Source organism: Streptococcus mitis, from assembly GCF_009496155.1.
In the GTDB taxonomy this organism is placed as follows: domain Bacteria; phylum Bacillota; class Bacilli; order Lactobacillales; family Streptococcaceae; genus Streptococcus; species Streptococcus mitis_BQ.
Genome location: NZ_WIJP01000005.1, coordinates 117194 through 136372 on the forward strand (window position 1 = coordinate 117194; position 19179 = coordinate 136372).

Below are 19179 nucleotides of genomic sequence, written 5' to 3' on the forward strand. Positions count from 1 at the left end.
TCACAATCACCACAGGCTCCCTGAAGATCAAAAATAGTTACTTTTCTGATTTGTTGAACTTATTTTAATACTTTGTTTTTTCTTTGTCAAGACTTTTTCACAATTTTTTTGATGAAGCTAGTACTTTTTCAGAAACTGTTTTGAAAGTCTCAATGATATAGTCCACTTCTTCATCACTTAATTTAGTGTGAAGAGGGAGCGTAATTTCATTTTCAAAGAAGGCATAGGCTCTTGGATAATCTGCCATATCAAAACCAAGATTCTTATAGGCTGTCAAGAGCGGAAGCGGTTTGTAGTGAACGTTACTTGCAATTCCCGCTTTGGCCAATTCTTGGATGATAAGATTGCGTTCTTCTAGGCTAGCTCCTTCTACATGTGTGATGTAGAGGTGGCGTGAAGATTCTACAGCATCAGTCTTGTGTGCCAAAGGATGGATGCGAGAACCTGCAAAACCACGATCATAGCGGTCCACAATGTTCTTACGGCGTTGCAACAAACTTGAGTAACGGTCTAATTGTACCAGACCAAGCGAAGCCATGATATCGGTCATGTTGCACTTGTAAGCTGGCGTTACGATATCGTATTCCCATGAGCCCAGTTGCATCTTGGCAAGAGCATCCTTGGTTTGCCCGTGAAGGGAAAGAATTTGGAATTCCTTGTACATCTCTTCGTCGTCAATCGCTGGATTGGCCTTCCAAGTTGCGCTTCCACCCTCAGCAGTTGTAAAGTTCTTAACAGCATGGAATGAGAAGGAAGTAAAGTCAGCGATAGAACCAGCAGGTTGTCCTTTATAAGTAGATCCCAAAGCATGAGCACTATCAGAAACAATCACGATACGGTTAAAGGCTTTTTGCCACTTGCTTGAAGCTGTAAAGAGGTCACGTTTCTTCTCCACTACTTGGAACAAACGGTCATAGTCGCAAACAATCCCTGCAAGTTCTACTGGGATAATCACCTTAGTCTTTTCAGTAATGACTTGCTCAAGCAAGTCATAGTCCATCTCAAAGGTATCTGCTTGGATATCCACCATGACTGGTGTTGCTCCCACGTGAGTGATGACACTACATGAAGCTGTATAGGTCATGACTGGAACGATGACCTCATCACCAGGCCCAACTTCCAAGACGCGCAAAATCAACTCAAGAGCGGCAGTCGCAGAGTTTAGGCAGACAGTCTTAGGAGTCTGTGTGTATTGAGACAAGCGACGCTCCAATTCTTTGGTCTTAGAACCAGTTGTAATCCAACCAGAACGAAGTGTGTCCGCCACTTCAGCAATTTCTGCTTCTGTAATATCGGGTGGTGAAAATGGAATATTGTAATTTGGCATTGATTTGCTCCTTTTATCTGTACTCATTTTCTCATGACTACTTTATTTTAGCACTTCAAACACGGTTTGAAACATGATTTTAATGTCTCCAAGGAAACTAAATTCTCGGAGATAGGCGAGGTTATAGTGCATCTTTTCAGGGAGAACATGCTCCACATAGGCTTGGTCAACTGACAGACCTTTTTCGGTCATTTGACTGATGATAGTATCCTCATCCTTGTAGTTGATGCTGGCTGGAGAGGTAATACCTGCTGGCAAGAGCAGGGTCGCCATCATTTCAGGGCTATACTGCTCTGTGTAGCGTGGTACTTCAGGTCGTGTACCGACAAAGGACATCTCACCTTTGAGGACATTGACCAACTGAGGTAGTTCGTCCAAACGGACACGGCGGATGAAATTTCCCACTTTGGTAATGCGGCTATCGTTAGCAGCAGTCACCAGACTTCCTTTTTTATCCGCATCCGTTACCATGGTACGGAACTTCCAAATCTTGAACCGACGGTTATACTGGGTCACGCGCTCTTGCTTGTAAATGACTGGCCCCTTGCTATCCAACTTGATCCAAATGCTCAAGATGAGAAAGATGGGAGAGGTCAGAACTAGTACGACCAAGGCTAGAACCCAGTCCAAGCAACGCTTGAAAATCAGCGAACCCTTCCTTTTAGAGACAAGCTGGTAGTAAGACTCAACCTCGCTTGATTTCATTTCCACGGGCAAGTCTTCCCATTTCAGCATGCTGTTTCTCCTTTGTTTTTATTATACTATTTGTCAACATTTTTCATTATACCACAAAATGGAAAAGGCGGTGAAAGAAATCTGTAATTTGAAAGATTTCCTTCTTACACTCAATGAAAATCAAAGAGCAAACTAGGAAGCTAGCCACAGGCGGCTCAAAACACAGCTTTGAAGTTGTAGATAAAGCTGACCTAGTTTGAAGAGATTTTCAAAGAGTATTAGGACATGGCCCCTGCCTGCAAACTATACATCTTGTGATAGGTTCCTCCCAAGGCCAAGAGTTCCTCATGAGTGCCACTCTCGATAATGTGCCCCTTATCCAAGACATAGATACAGTTGGCGTCTTGGACAGTAGAAAGACGATGGGCGATGGCAATGGTTGTCCGCCCCTGTCTCATCTTAGCTAGTGAAGCTTGAACCAGACTTTCTGTTTCAGAGTCAATATTGGCTGTCGCTTCATCCAAAATCAAGATTTTAGGCTGACTGGCTACTGTTCTAGCAAAGGCAAGAAGCTGGCGCTGTCCAGTAGAGAAGCTCGAACCACGCTCAGACACAGGGGAGTTATACCCCTGAGGAAGATCTTGAATAAAGGAATCTGCATCCACGAAGCTAGCTGCAGCCTGTACCTGCTCATCACTAAGATTTTGGTACATGGCGATATTGGACTTGATGGTTCCATGATAGAGGAAGGGATCCTGCAAGACCAGCCCGATATTTTTTCTCAGTTCTTCCTGACTGTAGTTCCTAATGTCCACATCATCCAAGAGAACTCGCCCTGACTGAAATTCATAAAAGCGCATGAGGACATTGATAATAGACGATTTCCCTGAACCTGTATGACCTACAAAGGCAATGGTTTCACCCTTGTTAACCGAAAAAGAAATGTCATCCAGAATCGGATGTTTTCCATCATATGAGAAGCACACATGTTCGAATCGAATATTTCCTTCTTTGACTTTAGCCTGCCCATCTTCTTGAAGAGGCTCATAGGTCCTCTCGTCTATCAGGGCAAAGACACGGTCCGCAGAAACCATAGACGTTTGAAGGGTTGAAAAGTTTTGCGTTACCTCAATCAAGGGATCAAAGAGGCGATTGATGTACTGAATAAAGGCATACATGGTCCCTGCTGTTATTCCCAAATAAAGTCCACGGTAGCCAAAATAGGCCATTAAAACTGCATATCCTAGGAGTTTCAGCAAACTCATGGCAGGGCGCAAAAAGAGGGCATCCAAGGCTACAGAACGGTTGGCATAGACCAAGTGTTCTTGATTAATCTCATCAAATTCTGCCTGCAGGCGCTTCTCTTGATTAAAGGCCTGGATAATCCTAATTCCCTCGATGTTTTCAGCCAGCTTACTATTGATATCCGACAAGAGACTTCTGGTTTTTTCGATAATCTTGACTGATTTTTTACGGTAAAGATTGACCAAAAGGAAAATCAAGGGGAGAAAGAGCAAGACTAAAGCCGTCAAACGAAAATCCAGAACCAACATGGTATAAAGGGTTGTCAGAAAAATAAAAACTGCTGAGATAAAGCTGGATAAAATTCCCGAAAACATATCACTGATAGTCTCGGTATCATTTGTCAAACGAGAGACGATAGAGCCTGCTGGTGTCTTGTCAAAATAGGACATACCCAGTTTCTCCATATTGGCAAAGGCATCCCGACGAATATCCCTAACAATACTGTATGACACCCGTGCAAAGAGAAGATTACCGACATACTGGACCAGAGTTTGTAGGATATAAAGGCCATAGTAGGTCAGCAAAACGGTCACAGCGAGTTGGTTGAGATTGCTGAGATACTGGTCGATAAAGTGGGAGGCCACAAGGGGAATGACACTTTTTATGATCGTAGTCGCTAGGAGAAAACTAAGTGCCAAAAAAGTCAGGAGTCCATAAGGCTTGAGATAAGACATCAAGCGCTTCAATACAGCCCATTGTTCTTGTTTATTCTGCATCTTCTTCTCCTTTCATTTCTAACTGCTGAGACTGGTAGGTTTGGGCATACCAGCCATCCAAGGCTAGCAGGTCTTCGTGCCTGCCTCGTTCGATAATTTGACCATTTTGCAGGACTAAAATCAAATCTGCATGAACAACTGCACTGAGGCGATGCGCTGTGATAATGGTTGTCTTGTCCTGACGCGTTTCCTTAAGATTGTCGATGATGGCATATTCTGTCTTGGCATCCACGGCTGACAAAGAATCATCCAAAATCAAGATATCAGGGTCTAAAATCATAGCCCGACTCATGGCCAGGCGCTGCTTTTGACCTCCAGAAAGACTGACTCCCTTTTCACCAATCAACGTATCAAATCCCTGAGGCATGTCTACAATGTCTTGGTAAACTTGAGCTAGCTTAGTCGCTTCCTCGACCGCTGAAAGGGACAAGTTAGGATTGCCAAAGCGGATATTGTCTAAAATCGAAGTCGCAAAGAGGAACTGGTTCTGAGGAACATAGCCCATAAGACTACGAAGATCTGTCAGACGATAGTCCCGAATATCGTGGCCGTTTAGGTAAATGGCTCCCTTGTCCACATCGTATTCACGCAAGAGGAGCTTGATCAAAGATGTTTTCCCAGAGCCCGTCTGCCCAACCAATCCCAGTGTTTGCCCTTTTTCTAGACTAAAGTGAATATCCATCAGTGTTTCCTCATTTTCAAAGGCAAAACTATCAATATTGTACTCCAAGCGCCCATTTTCAATGCCATCTAAAGGTAACTCGGGGTCTTGTACAGGTGATTCCTGAAACAACAGTTCCTCAATCCGCTGGTAGGAAACCTTGCCTCGCTGAGTGATATTAAAGAGGAAACCGATGGCCATTAGAGGCCAAACCAGCATATCCAAGTAGCTGATAAAGGTAACTAGATTCCCAACTGTAATCTGCCCTTTCTGAACCATCAAGGAGCCGACCAAGAGGGTTAACACATAGGATGAACCAACAAACAAGAGAACCATGGGATCAAAGAGGTTATCGTATTTCATGGTTTGCAGGTTCTTTTGGAAGGTTAATTCATTGACTGACTGAAAGGACTTAAGCTCATCCGCCTGATAACCGAAAGACTTGGTCACTTTGATACCTGATACAGACTCCTGTACCTTGTTATTAAGTTCAGAAAAGGCAGCTTGCGATTCGCCAAAAGCCTTGTGAGTCTTTCTGCCTAAACGACTAGTTGCATAAGCCATGAAAGGCAGGGGCAAAATGGCAACTAGGGTCATTTGCCAGGAAATGCTAAAGAGCATGGTCAGCAAAGTCACCAAAGCCGTGATAGAGGCATCTACCGCTGACATAACACCGCCTCCTGCCAGACGAGTCAAGGCATTGATATCGTTGGTGGCGTGCGCCATCAGGTCCCCCGTCCGATAGGTCTGATAAAAGGCTGGAGACATTTTTGTGAAATGCTCAAACAAGCGAGACCGCATCATCTGCCCCAAACGGTAGGAAGTCCCAAGGATATACATACGCCAAACATAGCGCAGATAGTACATCCCAAAGGCCGCAAGTAGCAAATAAAATAGGTCAAGAAGAAGGTCCTGCTGGGTTAATTGCTCCGATGTGATGGCATCAATGACCCGCCCCATAACCATGGGGGGAATGAGATTGAGAACAGAAACCAAGACCAGGGCCACAATCCCCACTAAATAACGGCGTTTTTCTAACTTGAAAAACCACCAAAGTTTTTGAATAATGGACATAAAATCCCTTTCTGATTGCAAACGGAAACCTGAGGCCAAGACTCAATGAAAATCAAAGAGCAAACTAGGAAACCAGCCGCAGGTTGCTCAAAGCACTGCTTTGAGGTTGTAGATAGAACTGACGAAGTCAGTAACCTACATACGGCAAGGCGACGTTGACGCAGTTTGAATTTGATTTTTGAAGAGTACAAGACCCCAGGTTTTTCTTATTCATAAGTTACAACTGTAACAGCACCCTTGTCATACTCAGCGATAAAGATATTGGCTACATTGTCATACCCTTGCTTGCTGAGGTTATCAAGCAGCCACTCTTCGCTACGGCCAATCGATTCCAAAACATCAACTTGAATCACACCGTCAGTCACAACTGGATACTTAGGATTTTCATCTCCCATTTGGACCACGATGAGTTGACCATTTTGCTCCTGCACAGCTCGTTTGACTTGTTTCATCTGGAAAATTCCTTGGCTACGAAGTTTGAGGGCTACATCCGCTGCAGACAAGCCAACTGAACGACAGGCTTCTGGGTCAATCTTCCCATTTTTGATGAGGAGAGTCGGTTTCCCATCAATCAAGCGTTTGACAAAACGAACATTGTTATTGAGCCACTTGAGAGTCAAGACCAAAATCGTCCACATCATCAAAATCACTGCGTACTGGAGAATACTGATAGAACTATTGTAAATCACCCCACCGATGATACCACCAAGAACATAGTTCTGAATTTGGTCTGTCGCAGAGTTAGGTGCTAGGTTCCCCTTTCCTGTCACATTGATCACGAAAACCAGCGAGAAAAGACCCAAGGCCAGTTTGATTAAAATTTCCATATAATTGAGTGTCATTTGTTTACCTCCACCAATTCAATAGCGTCTGTTTGATGCAATTCTAATTTCTCTAAAAGATACTTGTCTGGTTGGCTCCCGTTCATAGCGCGGTAGAAATTTGGACCTACCTTGACAAGCGCTCCATCAGTGGCAGCTGAAGTATTGACGTAAACTTCTGATTTATCCACTCCCAAGTCTTTGGAAACGACCTCTATGAAATGAAGGGAAGTTTGAAATTGGTTGTTAGAGGCTTGATTGGTCTGATATTTTGAAATTGTCACCAAAAGCATGGCCACTAAGGTCAAGGCTAAAATCATGACCAATTCCCGAAACTTAGTCCCCTTTTTATCACGATAGGCCTTAAAAGCAAAAAATCCTGTGATAGCTAGGAGCACAATCCCAAAGCCAATCATGATTCCATTTTGTTGACTGATTTGGCTAAGCACATAGTCATATGAGTAAAATTTCATTTATTTTCACTCCCTTTCATAAAATCATTCTTCATTATAAACGAAAGAGGGTAATTTTTCAAACCATACGTTGGGGAAATAGACCTTTTTTTGGTATAATAAAATCTATAATCTGAATGAAAAAGGTAACTTTATGAAACTTATCTCATGGAATATTGATTCCCTCAACGCAGCCCTAACTAGTGACTCAGCTCGTGCCAAATTATCTCAAGAAGTCCTACAAACCTTGGTCGCTGAAAATGCTGATATTATCGCTATCCAAGAAACCAAGCTTTCTGCCAAGGGCCCTACAAAGAAACACTTGGAAATTTTAGAAGAACTCTTCCCAGACTACGAAAACACGTGGCGTTCTTCCCAAGAGCCTGCCCGTAAAGGCTATGCTGGAACCATGTTCCTCTATAAGAAAGAACTCACACCCACTGTCACTTTCCCAGAAATCGGTGCCCCTTCTACCATGGACTTGGAAGGCCGCATCATCACTCTAGAATTTGATGATTTTTTCGTGACCCAAGTTTACACACCAAATGCTGGCGATGGCCTCAAACGCTTGGAAGAACGTCAAGTCTGGGATGTCAAATATGCGGAGTATTTGGCTGAACTAGACAAAGAAAAACCAGTCCTTGCAACTGGAGACTACAACGTAGCCCACAATGAAATCGACCTTGCAAATCCTGCTAGCAACCGCCGTTCACCTGGATTTACCGACGAGGAACGTGCTGGATTTACCAACCTTTTGGCAGCTGGATTTACCGACACCTTCCGCCACATTCACGGCGATGTTCCAGAACACTACACTTGGTGGGCACAACGCAGCAAGACTTCAAAAATCAACAATACAGGCTGGAGAATCGACTACTGGCTCACAAGTAACCGCATCGCTGACAAGGTGACCAAGTCTGACATGATTGATTCTGGTGCTCGTCAAGACCACACACCGATTGTCTTGGAAATTGACCTGTAAGGAGTTTCTATATGGACTACAATGCGGTCATTCCCGAGTTTCTCGTATCAAATATAGAGCAGTCCCGTTCCTTCTACTGTGACTTACTAGGTTTTAGGATTGAATATGAGCGCCCAGAAGAAAACTTTCTCTTCCTTTCTCTTGAAGATTGCCAGCTAATGCTAGAAGAAGGCAGCGCAGAAGAATTAGCTCAGCTGACCTATCCTTTCGGGCGCGGTGTCAATATTTCCTTTGGCATTGCAGATGTTCCTCAGCTCCACCAAAAACTGCTGGAAGCTGACTATCCTATCCATCGTCCCCTGACAAAAAGAGAATTTCGAGTAGGAGATAGCTTTATATATCCCCATGAATTTGCAGTTCTAGATCCAGATGGCTATTTTTTAAGATTTAGCGAGTAGAAAAATAGAGACTGGAAAAAATTTTTAAAATCAGAAAAAGGCATATTGTCAGGTGTCTAAAAACTTGATGATATGCCTTTCATGATGGAAAAATCTTCTAAATGTTAGCCAATAACTGATTTTTTGCCCATTTTTATTGTATACGTTCGTTTTTTAAGAAAAATACTAACAAAATATTTGATTTCTAAAGTTATTTATTGTAAAATGAAAACATTGGCTCAAGCCTATTTAAAATTAAATATCACTTTACTTGTTTATGTCGTGAATTGGCACGATGTTTCTACAAGGTGCCGGAACACCTAACAATAAGTAAGTCAGTAGTGAGGTATGGTCGTTTTTGCCATGCCTATTTTGGGGACTTACTTAGAGATTAAGTAGGTCCTTTTTTCTATCAGTTTTATTAGATAGAAATCTGAAACAAACAAATGGATTGGCTTTTAGACTTTAGGAGGTCTTATGAAATTATTAGAAGAGCGCATCCTCAAGAATGGGCATATCTTGGGTGACAACATCCTCAAAGTGGATTCCTTTTTAACCCACCAAGTTGACTTTAGCCTGATGCGAAAGATTGGTAAGGTTTTTGCGGAAAAATTTGCTTCTGCTGGTATTACCAAAGTCGTAACCATTGAAGCGTCAGGTATTGCCCCAGCCATTTTTACAGCGGAAGCCTTAAACGTTCCCATGATTTTCGCTAAAAAAGCTAAAAACATCACTATGAACGAAGGAATCTTAACTGCCGAAGTTTACTCCTTTACCAAGCAGGTGACCAGCACCGTTTCTATCGCTGGAAAATTCCTCTCACCAGAGGACAAGGTCGTGATTATCGACGATTTCCTTGCTAATGGCCAAGCCGCCAAAGGCTTGATTCAAATCATCGAGCAAGCTGGTGCCACAGTTGAAGCTATCGGTATCGTGATTGAAAAATCCTTTCAAGATGGCCGTGATTTGCTTGAAAAAGCAGGCTACCCTGTCCTATCACTTGCTCGTTTGGATCGTTTTGAAAATGGTCAGGTCGTATTTAAGGAGGCAGATCTCTAATGCAAACTCAAGAAAAACATTCGCAAGCAGCCATTCTTGGCTTGCAGCACTTACTAGCCATGTACTCAGGATCCATCCTGGTTCCCATCATGATTGCGACAGCCCTTGGCTATTCAGCTGAGCAGTTGACCTACCTGATTTCTACTGATATCTTCATGTGTGGAGTGGCAACCTTCCTTCAACTCCAACTCAACAAATACTTTGGGATTGGACTTCCAGTCGTTCTTGGAGTCGCCTTCCAGTCGGTCGCTCCCTTGATTATGATTGGGCAAAGCCATGGTAGTGGCGCTATGTTTGGTGCTTTAATTGCATCGGGTATTTACGTAGTTCTTGTCTCAGGAGTCTTCGCAAAAATAGCCGATCTCTTTCCTTCTATCGTAACAGGATCTGTTATCACTACAATCGGTTTAACCTTGATCCCTGTTGCTATTGGAAATATGGGAAATAACGTTCCAGAGCCAACTGGTCAAAGTCTCTTGCTTGCCGCCATCACTGTCCTGATTATTCTCTTGATTAACATCTTTACCAAAGGATTTATCAAGTCTATCTCCATTTTGATTGGTCTGGTTGTTGGAACTGCCATTGCTGCTAGCATGGGCTTGGTGGACTTCTCTCCTGTCGCGGCAGCACCGCTTGTCCATGTCCCAACTCCACTCTACTTTGGGATGCCAACCTTTGAAATCTCATCTATTGTCATGATGTGTATCATCGCAACGGTGTCTATGGTTGAGTCTACTGGTGTTTATCTGGCCTTATCTGATATCACAAAGGATCCAATCGACAGCACGCGCCTGCGCAACGGTTACCGCGCAGAAGGTTTGGCCGTACTTCTCGGAGGAATCTTTAACACCTTCCCTTACACAGGATTTTCACAAAACGTTGGTTTGGTTAAATTATCAGGTATCAAAACTCGCCTACCAATCTACTACGCAGCTGGTTTCCTGGTTCTCCTTGGACTCCTTCCTAAGTTTGGTGCCCTTGCCCAAATCATTCCAAGCCCTGTCCTCGGTGGTGCCATGCTGGTGATGTTTGGTTTTGTATCTATTCAAGGGATGCAAATCCTCGCTCGTGTTGACTTTGCTAACAATGAACACAACTTCCTTATCGCAGCAGTCTCCATCGCTGCAGGTGTCGGACTCAATAACAGTAATCTCTTTGTCAACATGCCGACAGCCTTCCAAATGTTCTTCTCAAACGGAATCGTCGTAGCCAGCTTACTCGCCATTGTCCTCAATGCGGTACTGAATCATAAAAAGAAATAAGAAAAAGAGGTGCGAGCCTCTTTTTTGTTTATCACAAGTTGATTATAAATATAATCAATCCCAATTCCCATCTAATATTTCTTTTATAAACTTCTTAGGCATCCAAAAGGAGTGTTTTGTAATCCTACGCCCATCTGGAAGTTCATCCGTATCAGATAATGAGCCTTTCCCAACAAATGTTCCTTTTTCAATTTCATAATAAGCATTGGTAGCATGTAATTTCGTAAATAGGATTCTATTTATCTTACTTTGAGGGAAATTAGTTGAAACTTTATTACCATTTTGAGTTAATTTAACTCCGTCAGAAATAATTTGTCTAGTTTCCTGCCACACTCTTTGGATTTCTTCTAATTGTCTATCTTGAAATCCCCAAAATTTAATAGAATCTAATACAAATAGCTTAGGTTCAATTTCCTTAAAAATAACGAAGAGGAATCGTTTATTATAAATTTCATTATAAACATGTGACGATTCCCAACTATCTGTTTCTGCTAATTCTTTAAAACAATAAGTTTTAAATGGAGAGTCTTCCTTAGGTAAATTATTCTTATCTACTCGAATAACTCTCAAATTCATGTTTGCTTTCTGAAATTCTTTAGTCTTATCTAAATCCCCTGTTAAACCTAAAATTTTTCTAATCAGAGTACTATTCTTACCTTTTGCTTTGGGATTCACTTCAAATCTATCATATAACTCTTGTTCAGAGAAACCTTTGTAGGAAAGAATCTTCTCTGCAATAACCTCAGTAAATGACTTTTTTTCACCCCTAAAATTAGCCAGAACACTTTCTTGATCTGATTGGTTAAAGATTTTATGATTAATCAGATAGGTCATATAACTTGATTTTAATTCCCAAGCTCTTTGTTTGGCTAATTCATGACTAAAAGGTTGTTGTCTTAAATCCTTTCCTTTACCTGCTCCTTTTGTACAAGTTGATAAATAGTTTCCATCTGATTCTGATAATTCATGCGCCCTTCCATTTTTAATTTTATCTGTAATTTTCTGATAGTCTTCAAGGATGACTACCATATCCTCCTCAAACCATTCATATAAAAATATTTTTTCAATGACATAGTCCTTCATTGTTTGATTAGGAATTAAGCCATTGTAAAACAATAACAAAATCTTTGCACATTTTTTCCATAAATGAGTGGAGTAAAAATCCTCTAAATTTTCCTCCATATAGTTTAGTATTGTTAATACAAGTCGTTCTTTTGCACTAAGTGTCCCATTTTTGTTTATCTTAAAAGGAGTAACTTTTAATTCTACACCTATTTTTTCAAAGTCAGCTTCCGAATCACTATTTGGCTGATAGCCATAGAAATATTTTTCAATATAATTTCCATATTGCCCTTTTGACTTCATACTAATTGCTTTATCTTGTACCTCAGAGACTACTCTATCATTATAATCGTCATATGATTTATAAAGCGAACGATTATACTCTTCCATAACATCGGAAAATTTTCTATTTAATAGTTTGTGAGAATATTCAATAACACTATCGATATCTTCATCGTTATAGTTAAATAAGTTTTGATCCATTTTCTTCTCCTATCTTTTATATTATATCAAATTAAACTAAAGCAAACATTAATACTTGATCAATCATTGAAAATAGTATATAATGGATTAAACTGTAAAAAAATGAAGGAGAAAAGATGAAAGTTCTCGAACTATTTGCTGGAGTTGGCGGTTTTCGGATAGGATTAGAAAATGCCGATAAGCAACTCTTTAAAACAAAATGGGCAAACCAATGGGAACCATCTCGTAAATCTCAAGACGCATTTGAGGTCTATGACTATCACTTCCCCAATAGCGAAAACATCAATATTAGTATCTCTGATATAACAGACGAACAATTTTCCAAAATGGATGCCGATATGATTGTCGGTGGTTTTCCTTGCCAAGATTACTCTGTTGCACGTAGCAAGAAAAATGAGAAAGGTATTGAAGGAAAAAAAGGAGTTTTATTTTGGGAGATTATTAGAGCAACGGAAATCATTAAACCCAAATACTTAATTCTAGAAAATGTAGATAGACTTTTAAAAGCACCTTCAAAACAAAGAGGACGCGATTTTGCAATCATGCTCACAGCTTTTAATAATCTCGGATATTCTGTTGAGTGGAGAGTTATTAATGCTGCTGAGTATGGCAGAAGCCAACGAAGACGTCGTGTATTCTTTTTCGTATATCGAAATGATACAGTATTTGCTAAAAAAATTGACAATCTTTACGAAAAAAATGAAGAAATCTTTGAAGATAATAGGTATGATGACTATATTTTCAATCAAGGTCTATTTGCAAAACAATTTCCTATTAAACCTATAGCAGTTAAAAATCGTCATGTGTTTTATGAGTTACCAAATGATATAGTTGAAGTTTCAGATACTTTTACTGGTACTGTTTGGAATACAGGAATTATGAGACATGGAAAGTACTATTCTATTGATACAGAACCTAATTACAATGGTAATCCTATCACTCTAGGAGAAATTCTTCAAGATGAGTCTGAAGTACCTGAAAAATATTTTTTAACTGATCAGTCAAAATTGGAAAAATTTCAATATCTTAGAGGACCTAAGAAAATTGAACGAACATCCTCTGACGGACATCAATACATCTATTCAGAAGGAGGAATGTCACCTTATGATGATTTAAACCTTCCTGGACGAACAATGCTTACATCCGAAGGAACTGTTAATCGTTCTACACATTTATTATTTGTAAATAATAAATATAGATTAATTACCCCCATTGAAGCTGAACGACTTCAGGATTTCCCAGATGATTGGACAGCTAAAAAGAAATTATCTGATGGTTCTATTGTAGAGGTATCTGATAAAATGAGAATGTTTTTTATGGGAAATGCTTTAGTTACTGAAATTGTAAAAGAAATTGCTAAGTTTATTAAAGAAGTTGATTGATTTATCTGAAACTAAAAAAGAGGTGCGATCCTCTTTTTTGTTTATCTATATCCTCACCTGTCTGTCTTCTGACCGTTGACCTGTGACAAACATGGTGAAGGTTGCTTTGCAGACGTTTCTGCCTTCTTGATTGGTAATATCGACATCCACTACACAAGTGGTGCGACCTTGATGGACACATTCTCCTTTAATGGTCAATACATCGTCGAGTTTTCCTGCTTTAAGGTAGTTGATAGAAGACTGGAGCGTCACTCCATCAAGCCCCAGAGATATGACCACCAAACCACTGATTTGGTCGCAAAGGGTAAAGAGATAGCCACCATGGGCATTGCCATAGTAGTTGAGCGACGAGTCCACTACTTTGGTCGTCACCACAACGTGACCATCTCTCATTTGTTCAATTTCGTAATTTTCAAAGGCAGATATAGCGTCAAAATGAAAATCTTTCATCGTTTCCTCCTGATATTTCAAACGACACTATGATACTACTTTTTATAGGACTGTGCAAGGAGAAAGCTCCTAGTCTGGCAAAATTCCGACCTGCTCCACAAAGCTCATAAAGGCCGCCTGTCCCTGCTCTGTCTGCTTGTAGACTCCTGCATCCTCAAGTACACGCGTAAAGATAGCACCAACAGAGTCCTTGACGATTTCAAGAGCTTTTTCTTTATCTGTTATGTCTGGATATTGGGCTCTAAGTTGGTCTGCCCATTCCTGATGATAATCGGCAACCGTAACAGCTTCTCCTACAAGATAGCTAGCGACTTGCTCCACTTCTTCTTTCAGACGTGGTGGCAAGATTGCCAAGCCCATGACCTCAATTAATCCGATATTTTCCTTCTTGATATGTTGGACATCCTTATGGGGATGATAGATGCCATCAGGATGTTCTGCAGAAGTCTGATTGTCCCGCAAGACCAAGTCAAACTCAAACTGGCCATCACGTTTGCGCGCTATAGGTGTGATGGTGTGATGCGGTGTCCCGTCTGTCTCTGCCAAAATCTGCACACTAGGATCTGAATACTGACGCCATTCCTGCAAAATCTTGTCAGCTAAGTTTATCAAATCTTCTTTAGAAGCCGAAGTCAAACGTAGTACTGACATAGGCCACTTGACAATCCCAGCCTTAACCTGCTCGAAACCAGTAAAAGAGAAAGTCTTTTGCAAAGGAGCTAATTCCATAGGAAATACGTGACGGCCTCCCTGATAATGATCATGAGTTAGAATAGAGCCCCCAACAATCGGTAGGTCGGCATTAGAGCCTGCAAAATATCCTGGAAACTGCTCTACGATAGCCAACAAACGCTCAAAACTTTTTCGACTAATAGCCATAGGGCGATGTTGCCCGTCTAAGAAAATACAATGCTCATTAAAATAAGCATAGGGCGAATACTGGAAGCCCCACTCCTGACCCGCCATTTCAAAACGGATAATACGGTGATTGCTGCGAGCTGGGTGGTTGACCCGACCATGGTAGCCTTCATTCTCTAGACAAAGCTGACACTGAGGGTAATTACTAGCTTGCACCAACTTGGCTGCCGCAATCTCCTTTGGATCCTTTTCAGGCTTAGAGAGATTGATGGTAATTTCAAGCTCTCCGTAATCAGATGGAACACGATAAGCAATATTCTTTGCAATAGCCTTGAGTTTGATGTAGTCATTCTTCTGACTGAGTTGGTAGAAACCCTCTATCGCTTGCTCAGGAGAGTGGACATAGGTTTCCCAGAAGTCACGATTGACCTGACTCGGACAAGGAGTCACCAAGTCCATCAGTTCAGCACCAAGGATTTCACGTGCAGTCTGACTATCCTCAATCGTCTCTAATCGAACGGCTTCCTCAACCAGCTGGTCCTTGAGGTCAATCACTTTATCCAGATTAGTCTCAACTTCCAAAACACCATCTCCCACTCGTGCCAAGACACGATTGGTCAGGTAGATTCGATCCATTTCCTCAAATGAACTTTCAGAAATGACATGTCTTACAAATTTATCTACTAAGGTCACCATAAAGCCTCCTTTTGACTAGTCAAGGACGCAAGTGCCACCTGCAACTTCAGCTATATAGAAGCTTGGAGCGTATCCAACTACTTCCTCGTAGTGTTTTCCAACAGCTTCCTTAAAGGCATCGACAGAATCTTTTTGCACCAAGGCAATGGCACATCCGCCAAAACCTGCCCCTGTCATACGAGCACCGAGAACTCCTTCTTGTGCCCAAGCTGTGTGAACAAGGGTATCCAATTCCAAACCAGTTACTTCATAATCATGCTCCAGGGAAACGTGTGACGCATTCATCAAACGACCAAATGTTTCCAAATCTCCTGCTTGAAGGGCTGCTTGAGCTTTGAGGGTACGTTGGTTTTCAAGCACAGCATGGCGAGCACGTTTCAAACGATTTTCATCTTTAATCAGATAGCTGTATTGGTCAAAGGCCCACTCATCCAATTCACCCAAGGTCTGAATGTCCAAGGTAACTTGCAGTTCTTCCACGGCTTTTTCACATTCAGAACGGCGCTCATTATATTTAGAATCCGCCAATTCACGGCGTTTGTTAGTATTCATGATGACAACGACATTGTCCTTCAAATCAAGTGGCACCAAATCATACTCTAAGGTGTTGGTATCAAGGTAAATAGCACGTTGATCAGCCCCCATACCGATAGCAAACTGGTCCATAATACCAGAATTCACTCCGATAAAGTTGTTTTCTGTTTGTTTTCCGATTTTAACCAAATCGAGACGCTCTAATTTTAAGTCAAAGAGATGCTCTGCCACGACCCCTGTCAAAAGTTCCAAGGATGCTGATGAAGACAAACCAGCACCATTTGGGATATTCCCATAAACATAAAAGTCAAAACCTTTGTCAATCACATGTCCAGCTTCTTGCAAGAAATGAAGGACACCTTTTGGATAGTTGGTCCAGTTATGCTCTTTTTCAAATTTGAGGTCAGCTAAAGGTACTTCGATGATGCCCTTGTCCTCAAAGTTTGCTGAGTAGAATCGCAAGACTTGGTCATCACGTTTGCGAGCTGCACCATAAGTTCCTAAGGAAATGGCTGCTGGAAATACATGTCCACCATTATAGTCTGTGTGTTCACCAATCAAGTTGATACGGCCTGGTGAAAAGAAAGTTTGGTCCGCTTCTTGACCAAAAACAGCAAGAAAGTCTTTACGAAGAGCTTCAGCAGTAAGATGTTGTGTCATATGATTTCTCCTTTTACTGTCCGTTAAGTCATCTTAACGTGTAATCGTTTTCTTCTATTGTATACAAGGGATTTCCCAAGGTCAATCCTTTTTACTAAATTTTTACTAAACTATCGGTAAAAGACAGAAAAATATGATATACTAATCTAATCAAGGAGGATTTATGGCTACCTTAAAAGACATTGCACAGCTAGCCTCTGTCTCTATCGCGACCGTATCCCGTGTCCTAAACCGCGATCAGAGCCTATCTGTTACAGAAGAAACCAGACACCGTATTTTAACCGTTGCTGAAGAGTTGGGCTACACCAAGCACCTCAAGACAGGCGAGTCCCACAAGCCCAAGCAAAAGATTGCCATTATCCAATGGGTCAGCGAACAAGGAGAGCTAGACGACCTCTACTACTACCAGATTCGCTTAGGCATAGAAAAAAGAGCCCAAGAACTGGACTACGATATCTTGCGCTATTTTAATGACCATCCTTTTACATTAAGCGAGGAAGTAATTGGGATTCTCTGCATCGGAAAATTTAGCCGAGCTCAGATTTCTGCCTTTGAAGAATACCAAAAGCCTCTTGTCTTTCTAGACAGTGATACTCTTTCACTAGGACACACCTGTATTATCACGGATTTTTACACTGCCATGAAACAAGTTGTCGATTATTTCTTCAATCAAGGGATGAACCGTATCGGGATTCTAACAGGCCTTGAGGAAACAACTGACCAAGAAGAAATCATTCAGGACAAGCGTCTGGAAAATTTTAAGAACTACAGCAAAGCAAAGGGAATCTATCATGATGAACTTGTCTTTCAAGGTAGCTTTACCGCCCAGTCTGGCTATGACTTAATGAAGGAGGCCATTCAGAACTTAGGAGACCAACTCCCGCCAGCCTTTTTCGCAGCCAGCGATAGTTTAGCCATCGGTGCCCTCCGTGCCCTCCAAGAAGCTGGAATCAGCCTACCAGACCGCGTCAGCCTCATTTCCTTTAACGACACTAGTCTGACCAAACAGGTCTATCCTCCCCTCTCTAGCATCACCGTCTATACCGAGGAAATGGGCCGAGCAGGTATGGATATTCTTAATAAGGAAGTACTCCACGGTCGCAAAATCCCTAGCCTGACCATGCTGGGAACCAGACTGACATTGAGAGAGAGTACTCTGCCATAACTCCACAAATTAAACATGACAAAAAATCCTAATAGAGAGTCTCAAATCTCCATTAGAATTCTCTTTTTTAGTCCATCACAATCATAGACTTAATGGTCTTACGTTCATCCATGTCTTTATAAGCCTGGTCGATATCTTCCAGTTTATAACTTGAAGTAAAGACGCGACCTGGATTGATATCACCATCAAGGACGGCTTTTAGTAAAAATTGCTTATCGTATGTTGTCGCAGAAGCTGCCCCACCTGCTACAGAGATATTTTGCATAAATGTCGAACCAAGAGCACGATTATTATAGTGTGGGACTCCTACAAATCCCATACGCCCTCCATTATGGAGAACACCAAGAGCTTGATCAACCGCTGCTTCTGTTCCAACACATTCCAGAGCTGCATCTGCACCACCACCTAGAATCTCACGCACCTTGGCAATACCTTCTTGACCTCGCTCAGCTACAATAGCTGTCGCACCCGACTCCAGAGCCATCTTTTGACGATCTTCATGACGACTCATAAGGATAATTTGCGATGCACCACGCATCTTCGCCGCGATGACAGCACATTGACCTACAGCACCATCACCAATGACCACAACCTTATCCCCTTTTTGAACATTAGCAACACGCGCCGCATGATAGCCTGTCGGCATGACATCTGCAAGAGTCAAGAGGGACTTTAGCATACCTTCTGTGTAGTCAGAAGGTTGTCCAGGGATTTTAACCAGCGCCCAGTTTGCATAGTGAAAACGAATATATTCCGCCTGAAAATCGCCTCCCAAGTTATTACCAATATGATTATCGCAAGAACCGTCAAAGCCAGCAAGACAGGCATCACACTCACCACATCCATGTGTAAACGGGACAATGACAAAATCACCTGGCTTCACCGTCGTAATGGCTTCCCCAGTTTCTTCGACAATCCCAATCGCTTCGTGTCCACTATTTTTATGTCCCGATTTAATATCTGGATTGCGGTAACTCCAAAGGTCCGAACCACAAACACAAGCACGAACCACACGAATAATAACATCATCCGCTTCTTGAATACTTGGACGCTTAACCTCTTCAATACCGACCTGACCTGCTTTTTTATAGACTGCTGATTTCATTAACATATCCTCTCCATTTTTACTAGTTTAAGTATACACTTTTTATTATGCTTTCGCTCACTTATACTACACC

17 protein-coding genes and 1 riboswitch are annotated in these 19179 nt (G+C 41.7%); of the genes, 6 read left to right on the forward strand and 11 right to left on the reverse strand.

The features are described from left to right. Positions 1 to 97: 97 nt before the first annotated feature. From GEZ84_RS04440 to GEZ84_RS04465, 6 genes are all read right to left on the reverse strand, one after another. Positions 98 to 1327 carry a DegT/DnrJ/EryC1/StrS family aminotransferase gene (locus GEZ84_RS04440; protein ID WP_194252026.1) on the reverse strand — a complete coding sequence of 410 codons (1230 nt, stop codon included), beginning with the start codon at positions 1325 to 1327 and terminating at the stop codon, positions 98 to 100. A gap of 42 nt (positions 1328 to 1369) precedes the next feature. Continuing rightward, positions 1370 to 2062, reverse strand: a complete 693-nt coding sequence (locus GEZ84_RS04445; protein WP_153223629.1) for a sugar transferase — start codon at positions 2060 to 2062, stop codon at positions 1370 to 1372. A 218-nt stretch (positions 2063 to 2280) separates the two neighbouring features. Beyond that, positions 2281 to 4023 carry an ABC transporter ATP-binding protein gene (locus GEZ84_RS04450; protein ID WP_153223630.1) on the reverse strand — a complete coding sequence of 581 codons (1743 nt, stop codon included), beginning with the start codon at positions 4021 to 4023 and terminating at the stop codon, positions 2281 to 2283. Next, the gene (locus GEZ84_RS04455) at positions 4013 to 5758 is read right to left on the reverse strand and encodes an ABC transporter ATP-binding protein (RefSeq protein WP_153223631.1); all 1746 of its coding nucleotides are present in this window, start codon (positions 5756 to 5758) and stop codon (positions 4013 to 4015) included. Before GEZ84_RS04455 ends, GEZ84_RS04450 begins: the two co-directional genes overlap by 11 nt. Before the next feature lie 206 nt (positions 5759 to 5964). Then, complete coding sequence (locus tag GEZ84_RS04460; RefSeq protein ID WP_049523875.1) at positions 5965 to 6600, reverse strand: DUF421 domain-containing protein; 636 nt, start codon at positions 6598 to 6600, stop codon at positions 5965 to 5967. Beyond that, complete coding sequence (locus GEZ84_RS04465) at positions 6597 to 7052, reverse strand: DUF3290 family protein (protein ID WP_000675331.1); 456 nt, start codon at positions 7050 to 7052, stop codon at positions 6597 to 6599. Before GEZ84_RS04465 ends, GEZ84_RS04460 begins: the two co-directional genes overlap by 4 nt. A gap of 133 nt (positions 7053 to 7185) precedes the next feature. Here GEZ84_RS04465 and GEZ84_RS04470 point away from each other — a divergent pair, with 133 nt between their 5' ends. The 4 genes from GEZ84_RS04470 to GEZ84_RS04485 all read left to right on the forward strand — a co-directional run bounded on the left by GEZ84_RS04470 (position 7186) and on the right by GEZ84_RS04485 (position 10711). After that, entirely contained in the window at positions 7186 to 8013 is an 828-nt protein-coding gene (locus GEZ84_RS04470) for an exodeoxyribonuclease III (protein WP_153223632.1), read from the forward strand. Positions 8014 to 8024: 11 nt separating this feature from the next. After that, positions 8025 to 8411, forward strand: a complete 387-nt coding sequence (locus tag GEZ84_RS04475; RefSeq protein WP_153223633.1) for a bleomycin resistance protein — start codon at positions 8025 to 8027, stop codon at positions 8409 to 8411. Positions 8412 to 8641: 230 nt separating this feature from the next. Then, positions 8642 to 8737, forward strand: a riboswitch (purine riboswitch). Between the two features lie 130 nt (positions 8738 to 8867). After that, positions 8868 to 9449 (forward strand): xanthine phosphoribosyltransferase, encoded by a 582-nt coding sequence (locus GEZ84_RS04480; protein WP_153223634.1) that lies wholly within the window; start codon positions 8868 to 8870, stop codon positions 9447 to 9449. Continuing rightward, a complete protein-coding gene (locus tag GEZ84_RS04485; RefSeq protein ID WP_153223635.1) occupies positions 9449 to 10711 on the forward strand; it encodes a nucleobase:cation symporter-2 family protein in 1263 nt (420 codons plus the stop codon). The genes GEZ84_RS04480 and GEZ84_RS04485 overlap by 1 nt, the downstream gene beginning before the upstream one ends. A gap of 54 nt (positions 10712 to 10765) precedes the next feature. Here the strand turns inward: GEZ84_RS04485 and GEZ84_RS04490 are convergent, their stop codons facing one another. Further along, positions 10766 to 12256, reverse strand: a complete 1491-nt coding sequence (locus GEZ84_RS04490; protein ID WP_153223636.1) for a Sau3AI family type II restriction endonuclease — start codon at positions 12254 to 12256, stop codon at positions 10766 to 10768. Positions 12257 to 12372: 116 nt separating this feature from the next. Between GEZ84_RS04490 and dcm the strand changes: the two genes are divergently transcribed. After that, a complete protein-coding gene (dcm, locus tag GEZ84_RS04495; RefSeq protein WP_153223637.1) occupies positions 12373 to 13638 on the forward strand; it encodes a DNA (cytosine-5-)-methyltransferase in 1266 nt (421 codons plus the stop codon). A gap of 45 nt (positions 13639 to 13683) precedes the next feature. Here dcm and GEZ84_RS04500 read toward each other — a convergent pair whose 3' ends face one another. The 3 genes from GEZ84_RS04500 to GEZ84_RS04510 form a co-directional block, all read right to left on the reverse strand. Beyond that, the gene (locus GEZ84_RS04500) at positions 13684 to 14088 is read right to left on the reverse strand and encodes a PaaI family thioesterase (RefSeq protein WP_000651223.1); all 405 of its coding nucleotides are present in this window, start codon (positions 14086 to 14088) and stop codon (positions 13684 to 13686) included. A gap of 69 nt (positions 14089 to 14157) precedes the next feature. Then, positions 14158 to 15639: a UDP-glucose--hexose-1-phosphate uridylyltransferase gene (locus tag GEZ84_RS04505; RefSeq protein WP_319946419.1), complete on the reverse strand. Its 1482-nt coding sequence runs from the start codon at positions 15637 to 15639 to the stop codon at positions 14158 to 14160. Positions 15640 to 15657: 18 nt separating this feature from the next. Then, the gene (locus GEZ84_RS04510) at positions 15658 to 16836 is read right to left on the reverse strand and encodes a galactokinase (protein WP_153223639.1); all 1179 of its coding nucleotides are present in this window, start codon (positions 16834 to 16836) and stop codon (positions 15658 to 15660) included. Between the two features lie 163 nt (positions 16837 to 16999). Between GEZ84_RS04510 and galR the strand changes: the two genes are divergently transcribed. Further along, entirely contained in the window at positions 17000 to 18001 is a 1002-nt protein-coding gene (gene galR, locus GEZ84_RS04515) for a DNA-binding transcriptional regulator GalR (protein ID WP_153223640.1), read from the forward strand. Between the two features lie 67 nt (positions 18002 to 18068). On the opposite strand, the gene GEZ84_RS04520 is transcribed toward galR, so the two are convergent. After that, positions 18069 to 19106, reverse strand: a complete 1038-nt coding sequence (locus GEZ84_RS04520; RefSeq protein ID WP_153223653.1) for a zinc-binding dehydrogenase — start codon at positions 19104 to 19106, stop codon at positions 18069 to 18071. Positions 19107 to 19179: the final 73 nt, after the last annotated feature.

Bases quoted from the DNA above. Each gene is read 5' to 3' on its own strand.
- GEZ84_RS04465 (WP_000675331.1), bottom strand. From the start codon at position 7,052: ATGAAATTTTACTCATATGACTATGTGCTTAGCCAAATCAGTCAACAA.
- GEZ84_RS04475 (WP_153223633.1), top strand. From the start codon at position 8,025: ATGGACTACAATGCGGTCATTCCCGAGTTTCTCGTATCAAATATAGAG.
- GEZ84_RS04510 (WP_153223639.1), bottom strand. From the start codon at position 16,836: ATGACACAACATCTTACTGCTGAAGCTCTTCGTAAAGACTTTCTTGCT.
- GEZ84_RS04470 (WP_153223632.1), top strand. From the start codon at position 7,186: ATGAAACTTATCTCATGGAATATTGATTCCCTCAACGCAGCCCTAACT.
- galR (WP_153223640.1), top strand. From the start codon at position 17,000: ATGGCTACCTTAAAAGACATTGCACAGCTAGCCTCTGTCTCTATCGCG.
- GEZ84_RS04460 (WP_049523875.1), bottom strand. From the start codon at position 6,600: ATGACACTCAATTATATGGAAATTTTAATCAAACTGGCCTTGGGTCTT.
- GEZ84_RS04450 (WP_153223630.1), bottom strand. From the start codon at position 4,023: ATGCAGAATAAACAAGAACAATGGGCTGTATTGAAGCGCTTGATGTCT.
- GEZ84_RS04520 (WP_153223653.1), bottom strand. From the start codon at position 19,106: ATGAAATCAGCAGTCTATAAAAAAGCAGGTCAGGTCGGTATTGAAGAG.
- GEZ84_RS04440 (WP_194252026.1), bottom strand. From the start codon at position 1,327: ATGCCAAATTACAATATTCCATTTTCACCACCCGATATTACAGAAGCA.
- dcm (WP_153223637.1), top strand. From the start codon at position 12,373: ATGAAAGTTCTCGAACTATTTGCTGGAGTTGGCGGTTTTCGGATAGGA.
- GEZ84_RS04490 (WP_153223636.1), bottom strand. From the start codon at position 12,256: ATGGATCAAAACTTATTTAACTATAACGATGAAGATATCGATAGTGTT.
- GEZ84_RS04485 (WP_153223635.1), top strand. From the start codon at position 9,449: ATGCAAACTCAAGAAAAACATTCGCAAGCAGCCATTCTTGGCTTGCAG.
- GEZ84_RS04445 (WP_153223629.1), bottom strand. From the start codon at position 2,062: ATGCTGAAATGGGAAGACTTGCCCGTGGAAATGAAATCAAGCGAGGTT.
- GEZ84_RS04500 (WP_000651223.1), bottom strand. From the start codon at position 14,088: ATGAAAGATTTTCATTTTGACGCTATATCTGCCTTTGAAAATTACGAA.
- GEZ84_RS04455 (WP_153223631.1), bottom strand. From the start codon at position 5,758: ATGTCCATTATTCAAAAACTTTGGTGGTTTTTCAAGTTAGAAAAACGC.
- GEZ84_RS04480 (WP_153223634.1), top strand. From the start codon at position 8,868: ATGAAATTATTAGAAGAGCGCATCCTCAAGAATGGGCATATCTTGGGT.